Origin of the sequence: Aurantiacibacter zhengii (assembly GCF_003584125.1) — a bacterium.
Lineage (GTDB): Bacteria > Pseudomonadota > Alphaproteobacteria > Sphingomonadales > Sphingomonadaceae > Alteraurantiacibacter > Alteraurantiacibacter zhengii.
This window is the reverse complement of record NZ_QXFL01000006.1, coordinates 60,897-77,844: the sequence shown is the minus strand read 5'-3', so window position 1 is coordinate 77,844 and position 16,948 is coordinate 60,897. Positions and strand designations below refer to the sequence as shown.

The following is a 16,948-nucleotide window of genomic DNA, read 5'->3' as shown; positions in this document are numbered from 1 at the left end:
TTCCTCATTGGGCGCCAAGCCAGATCAACTGCGCCGCCAGGCGACCGCGATCTTCCTGGGCTTGGATCAAGGCTTCTCGGATTGCATCGCGGGCTTCGGCCGCAGCCAGAACCTCGATCAGCGGGAACCTGCCGTTGCGATACCCAATCCGGACGAGGCGCAAGGCTTCTTCCGCTTGAGGCAGGGAGGTTTGGGACAGAGTCTCTACACGAGCCTCGGCGGCGAGAAAGCGGCCGCGCGCCTGGGTTACTTCGAGTTCGAAATCCGCGCGGGCGACAGCCTCGCGTGCGGAGGCCGCGCGGAAGCGGGCCTCGGCAGCGGCGATGTTACCCTGATTGCGATTGCGGAAAGGAAGGGGAATCGAGACGCCCACTAGGAAGGCCTGATCCCTGCTTTCCTCGAACCGCCTGACACCGGCGGAGATGGCCGGATCGGGAACACCCAAAGAGCGCTCCCTGTCGATCGCAGCGTCCGCCGCCTCGCGTTCGGCACGCGCGACTTGGAGACGCAAAGCAGAAGGCGATGCAAGAAGCATCGCAGGAGGTTCGATCCCGGGAAACGCCGATGGCACGTCCGGGGGAGGGGACGTTTCACCCCAGAGCGCCACCAACGCGCTCCGCGCCGCTATCTCTGAAGCTCGCGCGGCTTCAAACTCCGCCTCGGCTTCAGCAAGGGCCGCTTCTGCACGAAGCGAGCGCAGCGGCGGCTCGCGGCCAACTTCGACAAGCAGGCCAGCTATACGCGCGAGTTCGCGATTGCGTTCGACTACGTCGCGGGCAAGTTCCAGTCGCGCAGCTGAAGCGACCGCCTCGATGTAGCGTTCGCGCACCATGCGACTCAGCTCAGCGACCGACAATTCTCCAGAAAGCATTGCCACGCGCGCCTCGGCCTCGGCCGAGCGAATGCGTGCGCCCCGCTTGCCGCCTAGCTCGAGGCGCTGACTCAAAGACAGCGTATATTCGGTTGCTTGCAGCCCTGAAAAGGCACCGCTTCCTGCGATGTTCTCCGCTTCAAAGGCAAGCTCAGGATTTGGCCGAAGCCGTGCCTGATCGATAAGCGCGCGTGCCGCGTCCGTTTCGGCCTGCGGCCCGATCAAACGCGGATTGTCTGATTGCACCTGCGCGCTTTCGTCCACACCCGCACGCGCGAGAGCTTCGTCGAGCGTCAACACCGCGCGTTCTTGTGCACGCACCGCACCGGGCAGTACTGCGAGGCTCAGCCCTGCAAAAAGGGCGCCTCGCCAAATAATGGCAAACATGAATTGATTTTTCCTCTACTGACATGCCGAATGCGCGCCGACATTGCGGCGGCAATACTGGACGTCAGATTCGAGGAGGGGGCGTCAAAATCGCTTGCTGGACTGCAGTCAGGCCGACGGGTTCGAAGAAATGCTGTGCACCGGATGAACGCTCACCGGCCCCGATATCCGCATTGCCTGCAAATTGGACTCCATGATGGCAATGGCCGTGGGCGCAGATGCCATGCTGCTCATTCGGGCTGTCCGGCAAGTCTTGACCAGTCTCGCTACTTGCAGCTTCGACACTTGTAAGTTCGCCAATTTCAGGCCCGCATACCGCCGCGTCCACGCTTACGCTGAACACCAGGCCGAAGAGAATCAGCATGGCGAAAAACGGCTTCAAGGCAAGAAGGGGCATACGGAGGGTCATGACACTTTGGCCCCGCTAGCAGGACCAATCACATGGCACAAGTCGATATTCTCTTCGAATTCCGAAGCCGTCGCGCAGCTCAATGCATAAGAACGAACAAATGCGCTATTCATGTACCGACCTGGGTCGACACAAACGCCGTAATAGAAAGATATAATATCACACTGCATCGCGTGACCGGTCATTGTTTGATGCTCGGGTGTGATTAATCCAGAAACCAAGTAAAAGTACGGATGCCATTGCAAGTTGAGCGCCAATCACTTGGAACGTCGGATAAACTCCAAGCATACTTAGTCGCGGACCGCCGGCTATCGGCGCAATTCCGATCACACCCGCTTCCTGCAAGCCCGCGATCCCTTTGCCAATCAGGACAATCGCAAGCAGGGCGATGAGCACCGAACTGTAGGCAAAGAACTTTCCGATCGGCAGCGTCCGGCTGTAGCGCAGCAGCAGCCAGGCGATGACGACAAGGAGCAAACCGGCCGTGGCAGCGCCCGCCAGCAGATAGCCCGTACTTCCCTGAGCGGACAGCGCAGCGTAAAAGAGGATGGTTTCGAAGACCTCTCTATAGACGACAAGGAATACGATCCCGAACAGGAACCAGAGCGATCCGCGCGAAAGCGCCTTGCCAAGCTTGTCGCGGATATAGCGCTGCCAATTGTCTGCCTGTGATTTTCCGTGCATCCAGACGCCAACCGACAGAAGGACCAGCGCTGCAATCAGCGAACCGAATGCCTCGATCGATTCCCGGCCGGCACCGCTGATGTCGAGAAGATAGGTCGCCGCAAGCCAAGTAAGCGCGCCTGCCACCAGCGCACCGGTCCACCCGCCATGAACAAATCGCAATGCCCGATCCTGTCCCGCCTTCCTCACGAAAGCGATCATGGCGATCACGATCAGCAATGCCTCCAGACCCTCGCGGAGGAGGATCGCGAAAGATGCCACGAAGGTTGACCAGCCCGTCGCAGATTCCGGCGCAAGGACATTTTCAGCCTGTACGAGCAAACCCTCGATGGCCCGGATCCGTTCGCTTATCGCAGAGGTCGGCAGATCTGCGTCGATGGCTGCACGCAAGTCCATCATCCCGCTCTCGATACGCACCAGAAGATCCGGATTGCGTGTCGCCAATATCGGTTCGACGGGTTCGAACCCGTCCAAATATGCCGACAGTGCGAGCTCCTTGGCCCGGGAAATATTCCCGTTCGCGTGGGCGCGTTCAGCTTCTGCGAGCCGGGTACGTGTGATGCCAAGAGGCCCCGCTGCATCGGCGATCGCCGACGGGTTGGCCCGAAGATAGGCCATGAGCGCGTCCGCGCGCACTTGCCCGATCTCTCCTGCCAGTTCGTCCGGCGTGATCTTCGTGAGAGCGGCAAGATCGGGAAAGCGTTTGCGTAGTTCGGAATCTGACTTCCATAGACGCGCCCCTTCGTCGACCGCCTCAAAGGCGACGGATCCCGAATAGAAGGCCAGGGCCCAACGATCGTCGGAGGAGAGCTGCGAGAAACCGGGCATGGCGGTGCCATCGATCCCTTGGTCGATAACCTGATAGAGACCCATAATGCTGCGCTGACGCGCGCGATCGACGTCGGTAAATGCGATCGGCGGTGGATCAAGGCCCGCAGACGCCGGCCCGCGACCGTTTCCTGACACCCCGTGGCAACTGGCACAAGTCTCCTGGTACAGCAGTCTTCCGCGCTCAAGATCGGGCGCCCTCGAAGGCGAGAGCGTGATCGGATAGATGGCTAGGAGATCCGCAGCGAGCTTTCTGGCTGCCGTGGCAACTTGATCAACGGGGGCCATCGAGAGGATATCGGCTTCAAGTTGCTTCGCGTTTGCCTCTAGCCGAACGCGACCGGGGCGTTCAGGCAATTCCGCAATACCCGATCGTACCGTACCGGCGAATTCGACCATTTCCTCATATTCGACTTCGTTGACGACTTCGCCGTCCTCGACGGCAGCTGCATAATCTACCGCCATGTAATCGAGCAGGCGCCAGATCGTGTTGGGTTCTGCCGCCAACGCTTGCGCGCTGCCGAACGACAACAGAAGGGCCAGGCAAATGCCGGACAGGCGCGCCAAATATTTCATCATGCAATCTGCTGCGTTTTCATATCGCTGCGCGCATGGCGGATAATTTCGAGAGCCGAATGGAGGAACAAAAACGCAATCGCAGCGGCCACGATGATATCAGGCCATGCGCTTCCCAACCAATAAACCAAACCGGCTGCGACGATGACCGCGACATTGGCCAGGGCATCGTTGCGTGAAAATAGCCATATCGCGCGCGCTTGAGCATCGCCTCCTTTGCGAAAGCGAGCGAGCACAAAAACGGCGGCAAGGTTGATAAGCAGGGCGACAAAACCCACCCAGCCCATGATGCCGGCTTCCGGCTGCACCATATCGAACATGCGCCAGATCGCCGCGCCGATCACACTCACACCAAGCGCCGCCAGAAACAAACCTTGCGCGAGCGCCACCCGAGCACGCGTCGATGCCGTCCATCCGAGCGCAAGCAGTCCGATGAAGGTGATCGAGCCATCGCCAAGGAAATCCAGCGCGTCGGCTTTGAGCGCCTGGCTCGCGGCTAAAAACCCGGCGGCCAGCTCGATCATGCCGAAACCGACATTGAGGATAATCACGATCCAAAGCGCGCGGCGGTATTGCGGATCGTCAACCGCCCTCTCGGGGTCGCCGGTGCAACCACAGTCTTCCGAATCATCTAAACTCATGATTTTTGAGCTTTACAATCTCCAGTTACTGGAGGATCAAGGACTTTCTGCGCACCTTTCGCAGAAAGTCTGACGGCCGATGTGCGATTGCGTCGCGGAGACACACACCCTGCGATGGCCATCATCGAGGATTAAAGAATGCAGATAGGAAAAATTGCCCGCGCGACCGGGACCAAAGTCAACACCGTTCGCTATTATGAAGAGATCGGTCTTCTGAAGCCCGCTCCGCGCTCCCAGTCGGGACGAAGGATTTACGCAGACGCCGATGTCGAACGGCTCGCATTCATCCGGCGGGCTCGGGGTTTGGGCTTTTCGGTGTCCGAAGTTCGCTCGCTGCTCGAAGTGTCGGACGCACCAAACCGGGATTGCAAGGACGCTGCGACTTTGGCACGAAATCATTTGCGCCGGGTGGAAGAGCAGATCGAACAGCTGCAGGCGATGAGACAGGAACTGATCGGCCTGGCACGGGCCTGCGATGGGGGCACTGCCACCGACTGCGGCATCATCGGCGGGCTTGCTAGAAAATCCGCCTGAAGATTGCCTTGGCAAAAGCGCAGAATCTACACTTTCGGCGCGGTGCCATCGTCGCGCTGCGTTTCTCCGGACCACCAGGTAACGAGAAACAATGCCACTCCAAGGACTATTCCGACATCCGCGAGATTGAACGCCGGCCAGTGATAGCCGCCGACATAGAAGTCGAGAAAATCGGTGACCGCTCCGTCCGCCAGTCGGTCGGCAACGTTACCCAATGCACCGCCAATGATCGAACCTATCGCGGCGGATTCGAGGCGTACGGTACTGCGCCAGAGCCATCTGGCCAGAACGCCCACGACAAGAAGCGCGAACCCGGACAGCAAATAGGGCGCGATTGGATTGCCGGAACTCAGGAGGCCGAATGTAACACCGCGATTATATCCGAGCACCAGATTGAAGAATGGAAAAACATCTATCACGCGGGCAGGGTCCATGACCACATTCACAATAAGCCATTTTGAAATGAGATCGCTCGCGAAGACTGCGACGGCGATCGAAAGACCAAGACTTCGGTACATATTGGTTCCTTGGATGATCGGCAGATATCTCTGATTCTCTGGACGATAGAAATCAGGTCTGGGCCCGGTACTCATCGATCATGTCAATGCAGAGAGGTCAACTGTCCCGCCGATCACTGGCCCAGCCATTCAGGCATCCGAATGTCATCGGCACGTGATCCCAGCGCGGGAAAATATCTGTCTCCGCCATGCCTTGATGGGCAAGCAAAACATTTTCGCCGATGTCGCAAATTGCACCGGTTTCGCGTGGGGGCACACGAGGTGGATCGCGGACTCATACTGCGGCGGTGGGAATGTCAAGAAACGGAGTCCCTACCTTCTTGCCAAATCCAAAGGTCATGTTTTTAGGATACTTTTTGCGGCTACGCGCATTTCAGAACATTCGCTGAACGGCATGGTGCGAATGAGGCGAGGCTCCTTGCGTCTGTGACTCTCTTTGCGGTTGTAGTGAGAAAGCATTGCCGTAGGGCATTCATGCTTCTGAAAAGGGAATATCGAAAATGAAAGCCTCTGACTTGTTTATCGCTGCATTAGAGGCTGAAAAGGTGGAATACATCTTTGCCGTTCCCGGCGAAGAAAACCTCGACCTGCTGGAATCCCTGCGCACGTCCTCAATCGAATTGGTATTGACGCGCCATGAGCAAGGTGCGGGCTTTATGGCGGCGACCTATGGCCGTCTGACCGGCAAGGCGGGGGTTTGCCTCGCAACTCTCGGGCCTGGTGCGACGAACCTGACAACTCCGGCGGCCTATGCCGCGCTCGGGGCCTTTCCGCTCATCATCATCACCGGGCAGAAACCGATAAAGACATCGAAACAGGCGCAGTTCCAAATTGTCGACGTTGTTTCGCTGTTTACTCCGCTATGCAAGGCTTCGACCCAGATCGTGAACGGCAATCGCATCCCCTCGCTCGTTCGCGAAGGTTTCCGACTTGCTCAGGAAGAAAGACCGGGCGCTGTGCTGCTCGAGCTTCCGGAAGATATTGCTGAAGAGGAAACGATCGAACCGGTCATACCGCCGCATCAAAGGCGTTATGCGGTCGCCGGAGATGCGGCGCTCGACGAAGCGGCCGAGCGGATCATCGCGGCTGAGCGGCCACTGCTGCTAATCGGAGCCGGAGCAAACCGCCGCCGCGCTTCGAAGGCGCTGCGGAAATTCGTGTCCGATACCGGTTTTCCCTTTTTCGACACCCAGATGGGCAAGGGCGTGGTCGACGAAGATAGCGAACTCTATCTGGGCACCGCGGCCCTATCTTCGGACGATTATGTTCACTGCGCGATCGAGAAGGCCGATCTGATCGTCAATATCGGTCACGACGTGGTGGAGAAGCCGCCATTCTTCATGGAGCCGGACGGTCAGACTGTCATTCATATCAATTACAAGGCGGCCGAAGTCGATCAGGTCTATTTCCCGCAGCTGGAAGTCATCGGTGACATTGCCGGTTCGGTCGAGCGGCTGGGAAACCGTTTGGATGGCAACTTGCAGTGTGATCGCAGCTACTACACCGCCCTGCATCACGAGATTGCTTCGCACATTTCCGAAACCAGCGACGACGACCGTTTTCCAATGGTTCCCCAACGCGTCGTTGCCGACGTTCGCAGCGTAATGGCACGCGATGATATCGTCGCGCTCGACAACGGCATCTACAAGATCTGGTTCGCTAGAAACTACATCGCTCATGAGCCTGGCACCATTCTGCTCGACAATGCATTGGCGACGATGGGCGCGGGCCTTCCATCCGCCATGATGGCGGCGATTCTCACGCCCGGGCGCAGGGTTCTCGCGGTGTGCGGCGATGGCGGGTTCATGATGAACTCGCAGGAACTGGAAACGGCCGTCAGGCTTGGCCTGAACCTCGTCGTGCTCATCCTGAACGACGCGGCATACGGCATGATCCGGTGGAAGCAGGGCCAGCTCGGCTTTCCGGACTACGGCCTGACCTTTTCCAATCCCGACTTTGTCACTTATGCCAAGAGCTATGGAGCGACCGGCCACCGTGTCGAGCGAAGCGCGGATCTGGTTTCGGTCCTGAACGCCGCATTCGAGGCTGGCGGCGTGCACCTTGTCGACCTGCCCGTCGACTATTCCGAAAACAAGAAAGTGCTGATCGACGAACTCGGCGCGAAGGTGTGCGAGCTATGAAAACGATCGTTCACAATCCCTTCGACCGCTCGCCGATTGCAGAAGTGGCGCTTGTCGACTGGGCTCAAATCGATGAATGGCTGAATGAAGCGCAGTTGCTCCACCGCGAACGCAGTTGCTGGCTTGCTGTGCATGAGCGTATCGCCATCCTCCGGCGAACGGCGGATATCATGCGCGAACGAGCCGAAGAACTGGCTCTCCAGATCGTCAGGGAGGGCGGCAAGCCCCTGGTCGATGCGCGGGTGGAAGCCGGTCGCGCGATCAATAGCGTCGACTTGTGCGTTCAGGCGCTGAGCGATGGCGGGGGCCACGAGATCCCCATGGACCTGACAGAAGCGGGTGCGGGTAGGACGGCGTATACATTCCGCGAGCCGATCGGTCCTGTCGTGGCGATCTCGGCATTCAATCACCCCCTCAACCTGATCGTCCATCAGGTTGGACCGGCGGTAGCAGCCGGGTGCCCCGTTCTTATCAAGCCTGCGCTGGAAACACCTCTGTCATGCCAGAGCTTCGTGAGCATTCTCCATGAAGCCGGCCTGCCTGAGGCCTGGTGCCGGTTCGCACCTTGCGGCAACGACATCGCCGAAAGAATGGTAACCGATTCGCGCACGGCGTTCTTCTCATTCATCGGTTCTGCGAAAATCGGCTGGATGCTTCGCTCGAAGCTGGCGCCGGGAACCCGCATTGCTCTCGAGCACGGCGGTGCGGCGCCGGTAATCGTGGACAGCGGCGTGGAGCGCGCAGCAGTGATCGCCTCGTTGCTCAAAGGCGGGTTCTATCATTCGGGTCAGGTCTGCGTTTCCGTACAGCGCGTATTCGTCCCTGCTGCAGAATTGAAAGACTTCGCCAATGACCTAGGGCGAGCTGCCGAAAAGCTCGTCGTGGGCGATCCCGCCGTTGCTGAAACCCAATGCGGCCCCTTGATCCGGACGGAGGAAGTCGACCGCGTCGAACGCTGGGTCGATGATGCCATCGCAGCAGGCGGCACCCTGGTGTGCGGGGGAAGCCGTCTGAGTGACACTCTTTTCTCTCCGACCGTCATTCTCGATCCTCCCGAAAGTGCCAATGTGTCCCGGCAAGAAATCTTCGGCCCCGTGATCTGCGTGTATGGCTATGACGATATCGACCTGGCTATCGAGCAGGCCAATGCCCTGCCTTACGCCTTTCAGGCCGCTGTATTCACCGATCGGCTGTCAATCGCCAATCATAGCATCGGCTCTCTGGCTGGATCGGCTGTGATGGTGAACGACCATACGGCATTCCGCGTGGACTGGATGCCCTTTGCAGGCCTGAGCCGCTCCGGCCTTGGTGTCGGCGGGATCGCCTACACGATGGCGGATATGAGCTTTGAAAAAATGGCCGTCTGGAATTGGCCAGAGGGTGGTTTTCGATCAGATCGATAGGAGCGTTCGATGATTGTCCCGCACACGGTCTATTGAAAGAGCAGTGACTTATCGCTGCTACCCGATCTTCAACATCATGAAGACTGAGACGAGAGATGGCCGCGAATTCTTCATAAAGCGGGCAGACATTTGCATTAGGGCGGCTATCGCAGCGGAGACTGTGAAGAGCAATGAAGCGGGCCGGTGCCTGTGCCTCACGCCTCTCGGCGGACCCATACTTCTGTATTCCTGGGCTTCTGGGTAAGGCCTATTCAGATGCTAGCGCCTTCCATGAGGTGGCGAATGCCATTCTACAGCTTTCGTTCGGCATGACCGTGCCCGTTCGTCCATATCGATTTCATCCGGAAATGCGAGAGGAACATTATCCGGCGCCTCGCCGTTGCAATGGTACGCAAATATTCAGGTATTTAATAGAAATTGGAGACATATCATGGAAGCCAAGAATGTGATGACCTCGAATCCTGCATGCTGCAATCCTTCGACCAGTGTACGGGAGGCCGCTAATCTCATGGTGAAAAACGACTGCGGCGAAATTCCGGTTGTAGATGATTCCGGCACACTTGTCGGTGTGATTACCGATCGTGACATTGCTTGTCGCTGCGTTGCAGACGGCAAGTCTTCTGACACGTCGGTAGAAGACGTGATGACAAGCTCTCCGATTACTGTGACACCCGACACGAGTGTCGATGATTGTCGCAGCAAAATGGAGGACAACAAAGTTCGGCGGCTTCCTGTTGTGGACGAGAGTGGCAAATGTTGCGGCATCGTTTCACAAGCCGACATTGCTCGGCATGCGAACGAAAAAGAGACCGGCGATCTGGTGCGTGAGGTATCGGAACCCACCGAGGAAGCGTCAAAGTCAGGTTGCTGTTAGGCAAATTTGGGCAATAGGTTTGGGCTTCGGGTTTGCTGAAGCGAAAACATAAATCTGGCCTTTGTCTTCAGCCTGATAACCGACTTGCACGTCGTATGCGTTCGGACTATCCCAAACCGGTGACGTATATTCGTGCTCTTACTTTGATCTGCTTCAGCTTCGGCCTGTTTGTGCAGGTCGCAGCACAGGCAGCTGTTCCGCAGATTGAAGTGGCCGGAACGACTGATTGCGCTGAAATGGTGCAAGGCATGCCCAATCACCCAATGCCCGGGCAGGTGATCGCCGATAAGGACAAGGTCGATCAGCACGGGCCTTGCCGCGAGATGACACTCGATTGTCTTGTTGCTATGAATTGTCTCCCGCCGCTGGCGCTCACCGCTGCGGGACTTGCGCAAACAGAATCGCTTTTTGTTGCGCCTCAGTACCTTTCCGCGAGTGCCAGCAGGCTCGAGAGCCAGCCGCTACCGCCGGAATCGCCACCTCCACAACCCCAGCTCACCATCTAGCATTTCCCGGGCGGTGCATCGCGCCGCTTGCGAGCTTGACGGATAAACAGGCCCAGCGCCCGGTTGCTCGCCCGCGTGCGCCGTGGCCCTTCCCGGTCAGCTCGCTTTGAAAGAGTAAGAATTATGGATTGGCGCATTGGCTGGGTGCCGTTTTCGGCCCTGCTCGCCGCGCAGACTGCCCAAGCACAGTCTGTCGGATACGAGGAAATACTGGCGGTAGCACGAGGCGAACAACCCGTTCTGGAAGCTGGCGCGCTGCGTGTACAATCGCGGCGCGAGGCAGCGGAAGCGGCGGATGAGCTTCCCGATCCGCGCGTACGCGCAGGTATCATGAACCTTCCTGTGACCGGACCTGCCGCGTTCGACCCAGACCGGCAACTCCCCACGCAGATCGCAATCGGTATCGAGCAGGAAATCCCAAATCTCGCCCGTCGACGGGCGAGGTTCGGCGTTGCCAGTTCGGAAGTGCGGCTCGCCGAGGCACGCCTTGGCATGGCCGAGCGTATTCTTCTCGCCGATGCGGGCACGGCCTGGGTCCGGCTCCATTATGCGCAAGCGCGGCTTGATCTTGCCCAGGCTGCGCTGGACGACCTGAGAGCATTCGTTCCGGTTGCCAACAGTGCAGTTGCTTCGGGGTCGGCCCGCCCGGCGGAGAGCCTGGCAATCCGGCGCGAGCTACTCGGAATTGAAGACGCGATTACCGCTATCGAAGCCGAGCGCGAGACTGCGCAAGCGCAGATTTCCCGATATATACCGCTCGCAGATCCGGTTGCTTTGGGAGCCGCGCCATCGGCTGTCCTCGATGAGGAGCAGCTGCGGTTCGAGCTCGAAAGCAATCCCGAAATCCTGCTGGCCGATGCCGAACGAGGCCGGGCCGAAGCCGGTGTCGCGCTCGCACGCGCCGAGAAACGACCCGATTTCGGGGTGAGCGTCACCTATGGTCGCCGCAATCCTGATTTCGGCGATGCGGTGTCGATCATGGGGTCCATTACACTGCCGATCTTTACCGACCGGCGGCAGAATCCGCGCATTGCCGCTGCCGAAGCCGAAGCCGCTGCCGCATCGGCCGAGCGCGAGGATCGCAGGCGCGCGTTGGTTGCCGGTTTCGAAGCTGATCTGGCAACCTGGCGCAGCACAGTGCGGCAATGGGGACGCGCGCGTGACGAGCTTCTTCCGCTGGCGCGCGACCGCGCGGACCTCGATACAGCGAGTTTCGCGGCCGGGCGTGCCGATCTCGTCGATGTGATTGCGGCGAAATCCGCGCTCGCGCTGCTCGAACTGGAGATACTCGAGCGCGAACAGGCAGCTGTCGAGGCGGCGGTGAGGCTGCGACTGACCTACGGGGAGAGCAGGCCATGAACTCCGCGCTCGAACGATTCACACCGCGCCAGCGCATGTATGCGGCTGGACTTGGTATTGCTCTGGTCAGTCTGTTGGCGGGCTACGGTCTCTCAATGCTCGGCAGCGAGAGCGGCGGCGATGCAGCGACAGATACGGGCTGCGAGGACGTGCTCTATTGGTACGATCCGATGGTCCCTGACCAGCGCTTCGACGAGCCGGGCAAATCTCCTTTCATGGACATGCAGCTGGTCCCCAAATGCGCGGGCGGCGACGCGCAGGGCGCCGGGGGTGTGAGTATCGATTCGACGCTCGTCCAGAATTTCGGGATCCGGACTGCTGAAGCGGAATATGGCGTGCTGGAGCCTGAAATCAGCGTCACCGGCACGCTCGCATATAACGGCAGCGAGATGGCGATCGTTCAGCCGCGCGCCGGCGGCTATGTTCAGCGGACCTACGGCCATGCACCGCAGGACCTGATTGCCAGAGGCGCTCCGATCGTCGACATTCTTGTGCCCGAATGGGGCGGCGCACAAAACGAGTATCTTGCTGTTGCCGCAACCGGCGACGAAGCGTTGACCCGGGCCGCCCGCGAGCGCCTGCGGCTGCTTGGCATGCCGGACTCGATGATCGCCTCGGTCACCCGAAGCGGAAGACCGCAAACGATCATCACCGTCACAGCACCGCAATCGGGCGCGATCACGTCGCTCGCAGTAAGGCCGGGCATGACCGTGGCGGCGGGCCAATCGCTGGCCGAGATCAGCGGGTACAGTCCGATCTGGCTCGAGGCGGCGGTACCCGAGGCACTGGCTGGCAACGCGCGTGTCGGGCAGCCGGTGAGCGCCACGCTCACTGCCTTTCCCGGCGAACGGTTTGCCGGACGCATCATCGCCATTCTGCCGAGCGCGCAAGATGCGAGCCGCACGATAACCGTGCGGGCAGCGATGCCCAATCCGGGCCTGCGGCTCAAGCCGGGAATGTTTGCCCAAGTGATGCTCGCGCCTGAACGGCGCGAAGCGCTGCTGGTCCCTTCGGAAGCTGTCATTCGCACCGGCGAGCGGACCCTGGCGATGATCGCGCAGGGAGGTGGCGGCTATCGGCCCGCCGAAATCCGTATCGGCCGCGAAGCGAACGGACGGACCGAAGTCCTTGCCGGGCTGGCTGCAGGAGAGAGAGTGGTCACCTCGGGCCAGTTCCTGCTCGATTCCGAAGCCAGCCTTGCGGGCATCGACGTGCGTCCCGTCGATCAGGCACCATCCGGTGCGAGCGAAGACCGAGGGTCGGACGATGCAGATGAACCGCAGACTTATCGCGCGACCGGGACGATCGAGCGCATAAACGCCAACAGCGTGACCTTGCGCCACGGTCCGGTGCCTGCGCTCGAATGGCCGGCAATGACCATGCCCTTTGCCAGCGAAGGACCGGAACAGCTGCGCGGTTTTGCGCGCGGCGACCGGGTCTCCTTCACATTTGTGCAAGCCAGTACGGGGCCGCGCATCGTCTCGATCCGGAAAATCGGCCAATGATCGCGCGCATCATCGATAGCTCGATCGCCAACCGCTTTTTCGTGGTGCTGGCAGCGATCGGGTTGGCGCTGGCCGGTTTCTGGGCGGTACGGACGACGCCCGTCGATGCCCTGCCGGACCTTTCCGATGTACAGGTGGTGATCCGCTCGAACTATCCAGGTCAGGCGCCCCGTATCGTCGAGGACCAGGTGACCTATCCGATGGCCACGACCATGCTGTCGGTCCCCGGTGCCAAGACCGTGCGCGGCTATTCCTTTTTCGGAGACAGCTACGTCTATGTGATCTTCGAGGACGGGACCGACCTCTACTGGGCGCGCTCTCGCGTTCTGGAGTATCTGAACCAGGTCCAGAACCGCTTGCCCGACGGGGTTCAGAGCACACTCGGCCCTGATGCAACCGGGGTGGGCTGGATCTACGAATATGCGCTGGTCGACCGCAGCGGCGGTCACGACTTGGCCGGGCTCAGGAGCCTGCAGGACTGGTTCCTGCGCTACGAGCTGAAAACCATTCCCGGCATCGCCGAAGTCGCCAGCGTGGGCGGCATGGTCAAGCAGTACCAGATCGTGCTCGACCCCTATCGCATGGCTTCGCTGGGCGTGACGCACGCGCAAGTGGTCCGCGCGGTGCAGGCAGGCAATCAGGAAACCGGGGGCTCTATCGTCGAAATGGGCGAGGCCGAATATATGGTCCGTGCCTCGGGCTATCTCGGCACGCTGGCGGATTTTCGCAGCATACCCTTGCGCGCCGAAGCGGGCGGCACTCCGGTAACGCTGGACGATGTGGCCAATATCCAGATCGGCCCGGAGCTGCGGCGCGGCATTGCGGAACTCAACGGCGAAGGCGAGGTTGCCGGCGGTATCGTCATTCTGCGCCAGGGCGCCGATGCGCGCAGCGCAATTGCGGCGGTCGAAGCGAAGCTCGAACAATTGCAGGCAAGCCTGCCCGAAGGGGTCGAGATCGTCACCACCTACGACCGTTCGCAATTGATCGATGCTTCGGTCGAAAACCTGACCTCCAAGCTCATCGAGGAATTCATTGTCGTTGCCCTGGTGTGCCTGCTGTTCCTGTGGCACGCGCGCTCGGCACTCGTCGCGGTCGTCACCCTTCCGCTCGGCGTGCTCGCGGCCTTCATCGTGATGCGCTTTCAGGGCGTAAACGCGAACATCATGTCTCTTGGCGGGATCGCCATCGCGGTCGGCGCGATGGTCGATGCTGCGGTGGTGATGATCGAGAACGCCCACAAGCATCTGGAGCGCTGGGCCGAGGAGAACCCTGACACGGTTCTGTCCGTCCAGGAGCGCTGGCGGATCGTCGCGGATGCCTCGAAGGAAGTCGGCCCGGCGCTGTTTTTCAGCCTGCTGATCATCACCTTGTCGTTTCTGCCGGTGTTCACCTTGCAGGCGCAGGAGGGACGGCTGTTCGCACCGCTGGCCTTTACCAAGACCTATGCCATGGCGGCTGCTGCGATCCTGTCGATCACTCTGGTTCCGGTGCTGATGGGATGGCTGGTGCGCGGAAAGATTCCGGCAGAGGACAGCAACCCGGTCAATCGCGTGCTGACCCGGGCCTATCGGCCCGGGCTAGACTGGGTGATGCGCCGCCCGAAGACCGCTTTGGTCATCGCTGGGCTGGTCTTCCTGACCACGCTCGTTCCCTTCTCGCGGCTTGGCGGCGAATTCCTGCCGCCGCTCGACGAAGGCGACCTGCTCTACATGCCCAGCGCCCTGCCTGGATTGTCTCCCGGAGAGGCGTCAGCGCTGCTACAGCGCACCGACCGGCTGATCATGACCGTACCGGAAGTCGAAACCGTGTTCGGCAAGGCCGGGCGCGCCGATACCGCCACCGATCCCGCCCCTCTCACAATGTTCGAGACGACCATCCGCTTCAAACCACGCGATGAGTGGCGCGAGGGCATGACACCGGATATGCTGGTCGAGGAACTGGACCGCGCCGTGCAGGTGCCTGGCCTTGCCAATGTCTGGGTGCCGCCGATCCGCAACCGGATCGACATGCTCGCAACCGGGATCAAGAGCCCGATCGGGGTCAAGGTTTCGGGCGAAGATCTCGGCGAGCTGGAACGCGTCGCGCTCCAGATCGAACAGGCGGCAAAGAACATTCCCGGCGTCAGTTCTGCGCTGGCTGAAAGGCTGTCGGGAGGCCGCTATGTCGATGTCGATATCGACCGGCTGGAAGCGGCCCGCTACGGTCTCAACATCGCCGACGTGCAGCAGATCGTCTCCGGCGCAATTGGCGGTGCCAATGTGGCCCGTACAGTCGAAGGCCTCGCAAGATACCCGATCAATGTTCGCTATCCGCGCGAGATCCGCGACAGTGTCGACGAGCTGCGCAATCTGCCGGTGCTGACCCCGTCTGGTCAGCAGATCACGCTTGGTACCGTTGCGCAGGTGCGTGTGACCAGCGGCCCGCCCATGCTCAAGAGCGAACAGGGCCGTCCCACAAGCTATGTCTATATCGATGTGCGCGGGCGCGATCTGTCTTCTGTGGTTGGCGATCTGCAGGAGGTTATCGCGGCCGAGGTCGATCTGCCTCCGGGCGTCAGCCTGTCCTATGCCGGGCAGTTTGAATATCTCACGCGGGCCTACGAACGTCTGCAGATCGTCGTTCCGGCTACGCTCGCGATCATATTCCTGCTGCTTTACCTGATCTTCCGCCGGTTCGACGAGGCGCTGCTCATCATGGGCACCTTGCCGTTCGCGCTGACAGGCGGCTTCTGGCTGCTTTACCTGATGGGATACAACCAGTCGGTCGCGACCGCCGTCGGCTTCATCGCGCTGGCCGGGGTGTCAGCCGAATTTGGCGTCATCATGCTGATCTATCTGAAAGCTGCGCTGGAGCGGCGCGGTGAGGACCCGGATGCGGAGGAAGTCTCCGCCGCCATCCGTGAAGGGGCATTGTTGCGCGTCCGGCCCAAGGCAATGACCGTCGCGGTCATCCTCGCCGGCCTGTTTCCGATCCTGATCGGCACTGGGGCTGGCTCCGAAGTGATGAGCCGCATCGCCGCGCCGATGATCGGCGGGATGATCACCGCGCCGCTCCTGTCCATGTTCGTGCTTCCCGCAGCCTATCTGTTGCTGCGTCGTCCCCGGCCGGAACGGCCAACCCAACCCCAAGGAGAAGAAGAATGCGTCACACAACCCTCATAACCCTATTGGCCGCGCCGCTGGCGCTGGCAGCCTGCGATTCTGGCCAGGACACTGCCGAGATGGAGGACATGCCGATGGCTGAAGATGCAATGATGATGGACGGCCAGGATATGCCGATGGCGGATACCGGCAACGCAATGCAGTCCGCGAGTGCGCAAGGCACCGTCACCGCCATCGACGCCGAAGCGGGTACGATCACCGTCGACCACGGCCCGGTTCCCGCAATCGAATGGCCGGCAATGACCATGGCGTTCGAAGCCGATGAGCAACTGCGCAGCGAAGTAAGCGTCGGTGAGGGCATTGCCTTTGAATTTCGTACTGGTTCTGAAGGCAGTGTGATCACGTCGATCACGAAGGAGTAAATCGGTTGGGCGGTGCCAGGCAAATCTGGTGCCGCCCATCGCGAAACAGGAGGAGCATGATCCGGACACCCCGCATAACCCAGGCATTCCCCGTGGACCGCCGCACACTGATCAAAAGCGCTGGTTTTGCTGCTGCAGGCTTTGCCGCGTTCCCGCTTGCGGGATGCAAAGCGCAAGACGCATCGA

14 protein-coding genes are annotated in these 16,948 nt (G+C 60.3%); 9 read left to right on the top strand and 5 right to left on the bottom strand.

The window, feature by feature from the left end; translation table 11 throughout:
• Positions 1 to 4: 4 nt before the first annotated feature.
• The 4 genes from D2V07_RS13415 to D2V07_RS13400 form a co-directional block, all read right to left on the bottom strand.
• Positions 5 to 1,258: a TolC family protein gene (locus D2V07_RS13415; RefSeq protein ID WP_010412683.1), complete on the bottom strand. Its 1,254-nt coding sequence runs from the start codon at positions 1,256 to 1,258 to the stop codon at positions 5 to 7.
• 64 nt (positions 1,259 to 1,322) lie between these two features.
• A complete protein-coding gene (locus D2V07_RS18405; protein WP_137678721.1) occupies positions 1,323 to 1,667 on the bottom strand; it encodes a hypothetical protein in 345 nt (114 codons plus the stop codon).
• Between the two features lie 159 nt (positions 1,668 to 1,826).
• Complete coding sequence (locus tag D2V07_RS13405) at positions 1,827 to 3,758, bottom strand: cytochrome c/FTR1 family iron permease (protein WP_094063313.1); 1,932 nt, start codon at positions 3,756 to 3,758, stop codon at positions 1,827 to 1,829.
• On the bottom strand, positions 3,755 to 4,396 hold the full coding sequence (locus D2V07_RS13400) for a cation transporter (protein ID WP_011413839.1): 642 nt from the start codon (positions 4,394 to 4,396) through the stop codon (positions 3,755 to 3,757). Before D2V07_RS13400 ends, D2V07_RS13405 begins: the two co-directional genes overlap by 4 nt.
• Before the next feature lie 138 nt (positions 4,397 to 4,534).
• On the opposite strand from D2V07_RS13400, the gene D2V07_RS13395 reads away from it, so the two are divergent.
• Positions 4,535 to 4,930, top strand: coding sequence for a MerR family transcriptional regulator (locus D2V07_RS13395; protein ID WP_010412699.1), 396 nt, complete (start codon positions 4,535 to 4,537; stop codon positions 4,928 to 4,930).
• A gap of 26 nt (positions 4,931 to 4,956) precedes the next feature.
• On the opposite strand, the gene lspA is transcribed toward D2V07_RS13395, so the two are convergent.
• Positions 4,957 to 5,523, bottom strand: coding sequence for a signal peptidase II (lspA, locus tag D2V07_RS13390; protein WP_225899969.1), 567 nt, complete (start codon positions 5,521 to 5,523; stop codon positions 4,957 to 4,959).
• Between the two features lie 425 nt (positions 5,524 to 5,948).
• On the opposite strand from lspA, the gene D2V07_RS13385 reads away from it, so the two are divergent.
• The 8 genes from D2V07_RS13385 (at position 5,949) to D2V07_RS13350 (ending at position 16,762) form a co-directional block, all read left to right on the top strand.
• The gene (locus tag D2V07_RS13385; protein WP_011413840.1) at positions 5,949 to 7,589 is read left to right on the top strand and encodes an acetolactate synthase large subunit; all 1,641 of its coding nucleotides are present in this window, start codon (positions 5,949 to 5,951) and stop codon (positions 7,587 to 7,589) included.
• Entirely contained in the window at positions 7,586 to 8,992 is a 1,407-nt protein-coding gene (locus D2V07_RS13380; protein WP_119587492.1) for an aldehyde dehydrogenase family protein, read from the top strand. The genes D2V07_RS13385 and D2V07_RS13380 overlap by 4 nt, the downstream gene beginning before the upstream one ends.
• A 430-nt stretch (positions 8,993 to 9,422) precedes the next feature.
• A complete protein-coding gene (locus tag D2V07_RS13375; protein ID WP_010412712.1) occupies positions 9,423 to 9,866 on the top strand; it encodes a CBS domain-containing protein in 444 nt (147 codons plus the stop codon).
• A 95-nt stretch (positions 9,867 to 9,961) separates the two neighbouring features.
• Positions 9,962 to 10,372: a hypothetical protein gene (locus D2V07_RS13370; RefSeq protein WP_010412715.1), complete on the top strand. Its 411-nt coding sequence runs from the start codon at positions 9,962 to 9,964 to the stop codon at positions 10,370 to 10,372.
• Between the two features lie 123 nt (positions 10,373 to 10,495).
• Complete coding sequence (locus D2V07_RS13365; RefSeq protein WP_010412718.1) at positions 10,496 to 11,731, top strand: TolC family protein; 1,236 nt, start codon at positions 10,496 to 10,498, stop codon at positions 11,729 to 11,731.
• Entirely contained in the window at positions 11,728 to 13,236 is a 1,509-nt protein-coding gene (locus D2V07_RS13360; RefSeq protein WP_011413841.1) for an efflux RND transporter periplasmic adaptor subunit, read from the top strand. The genes D2V07_RS13365 and D2V07_RS13360 overlap by 4 nt, the downstream gene beginning before the upstream one ends.
• Positions 13,233 to 16,400: an efflux RND transporter permease subunit gene (locus D2V07_RS13355; RefSeq protein ID WP_010412724.1), complete on the top strand. Its 3,168-nt coding sequence runs from the start codon at positions 13,233 to 13,235 to the stop codon at positions 16,398 to 16,400. Before D2V07_RS13360 ends, D2V07_RS13355 begins: the two co-directional genes overlap by 4 nt.
• Positions 16,379 to 16,762 (top strand): copper-binding protein, encoded by a 384-nt coding sequence (locus tag D2V07_RS13350; RefSeq protein WP_225982093.1) that lies wholly within the window; start codon positions 16,379 to 16,381, stop codon positions 16,760 to 16,762. Before D2V07_RS13355 ends, D2V07_RS13350 begins: the two co-directional genes overlap by 22 nt.
• Positions 16,763 to 16,948 lie beyond the last annotated feature (186 nt).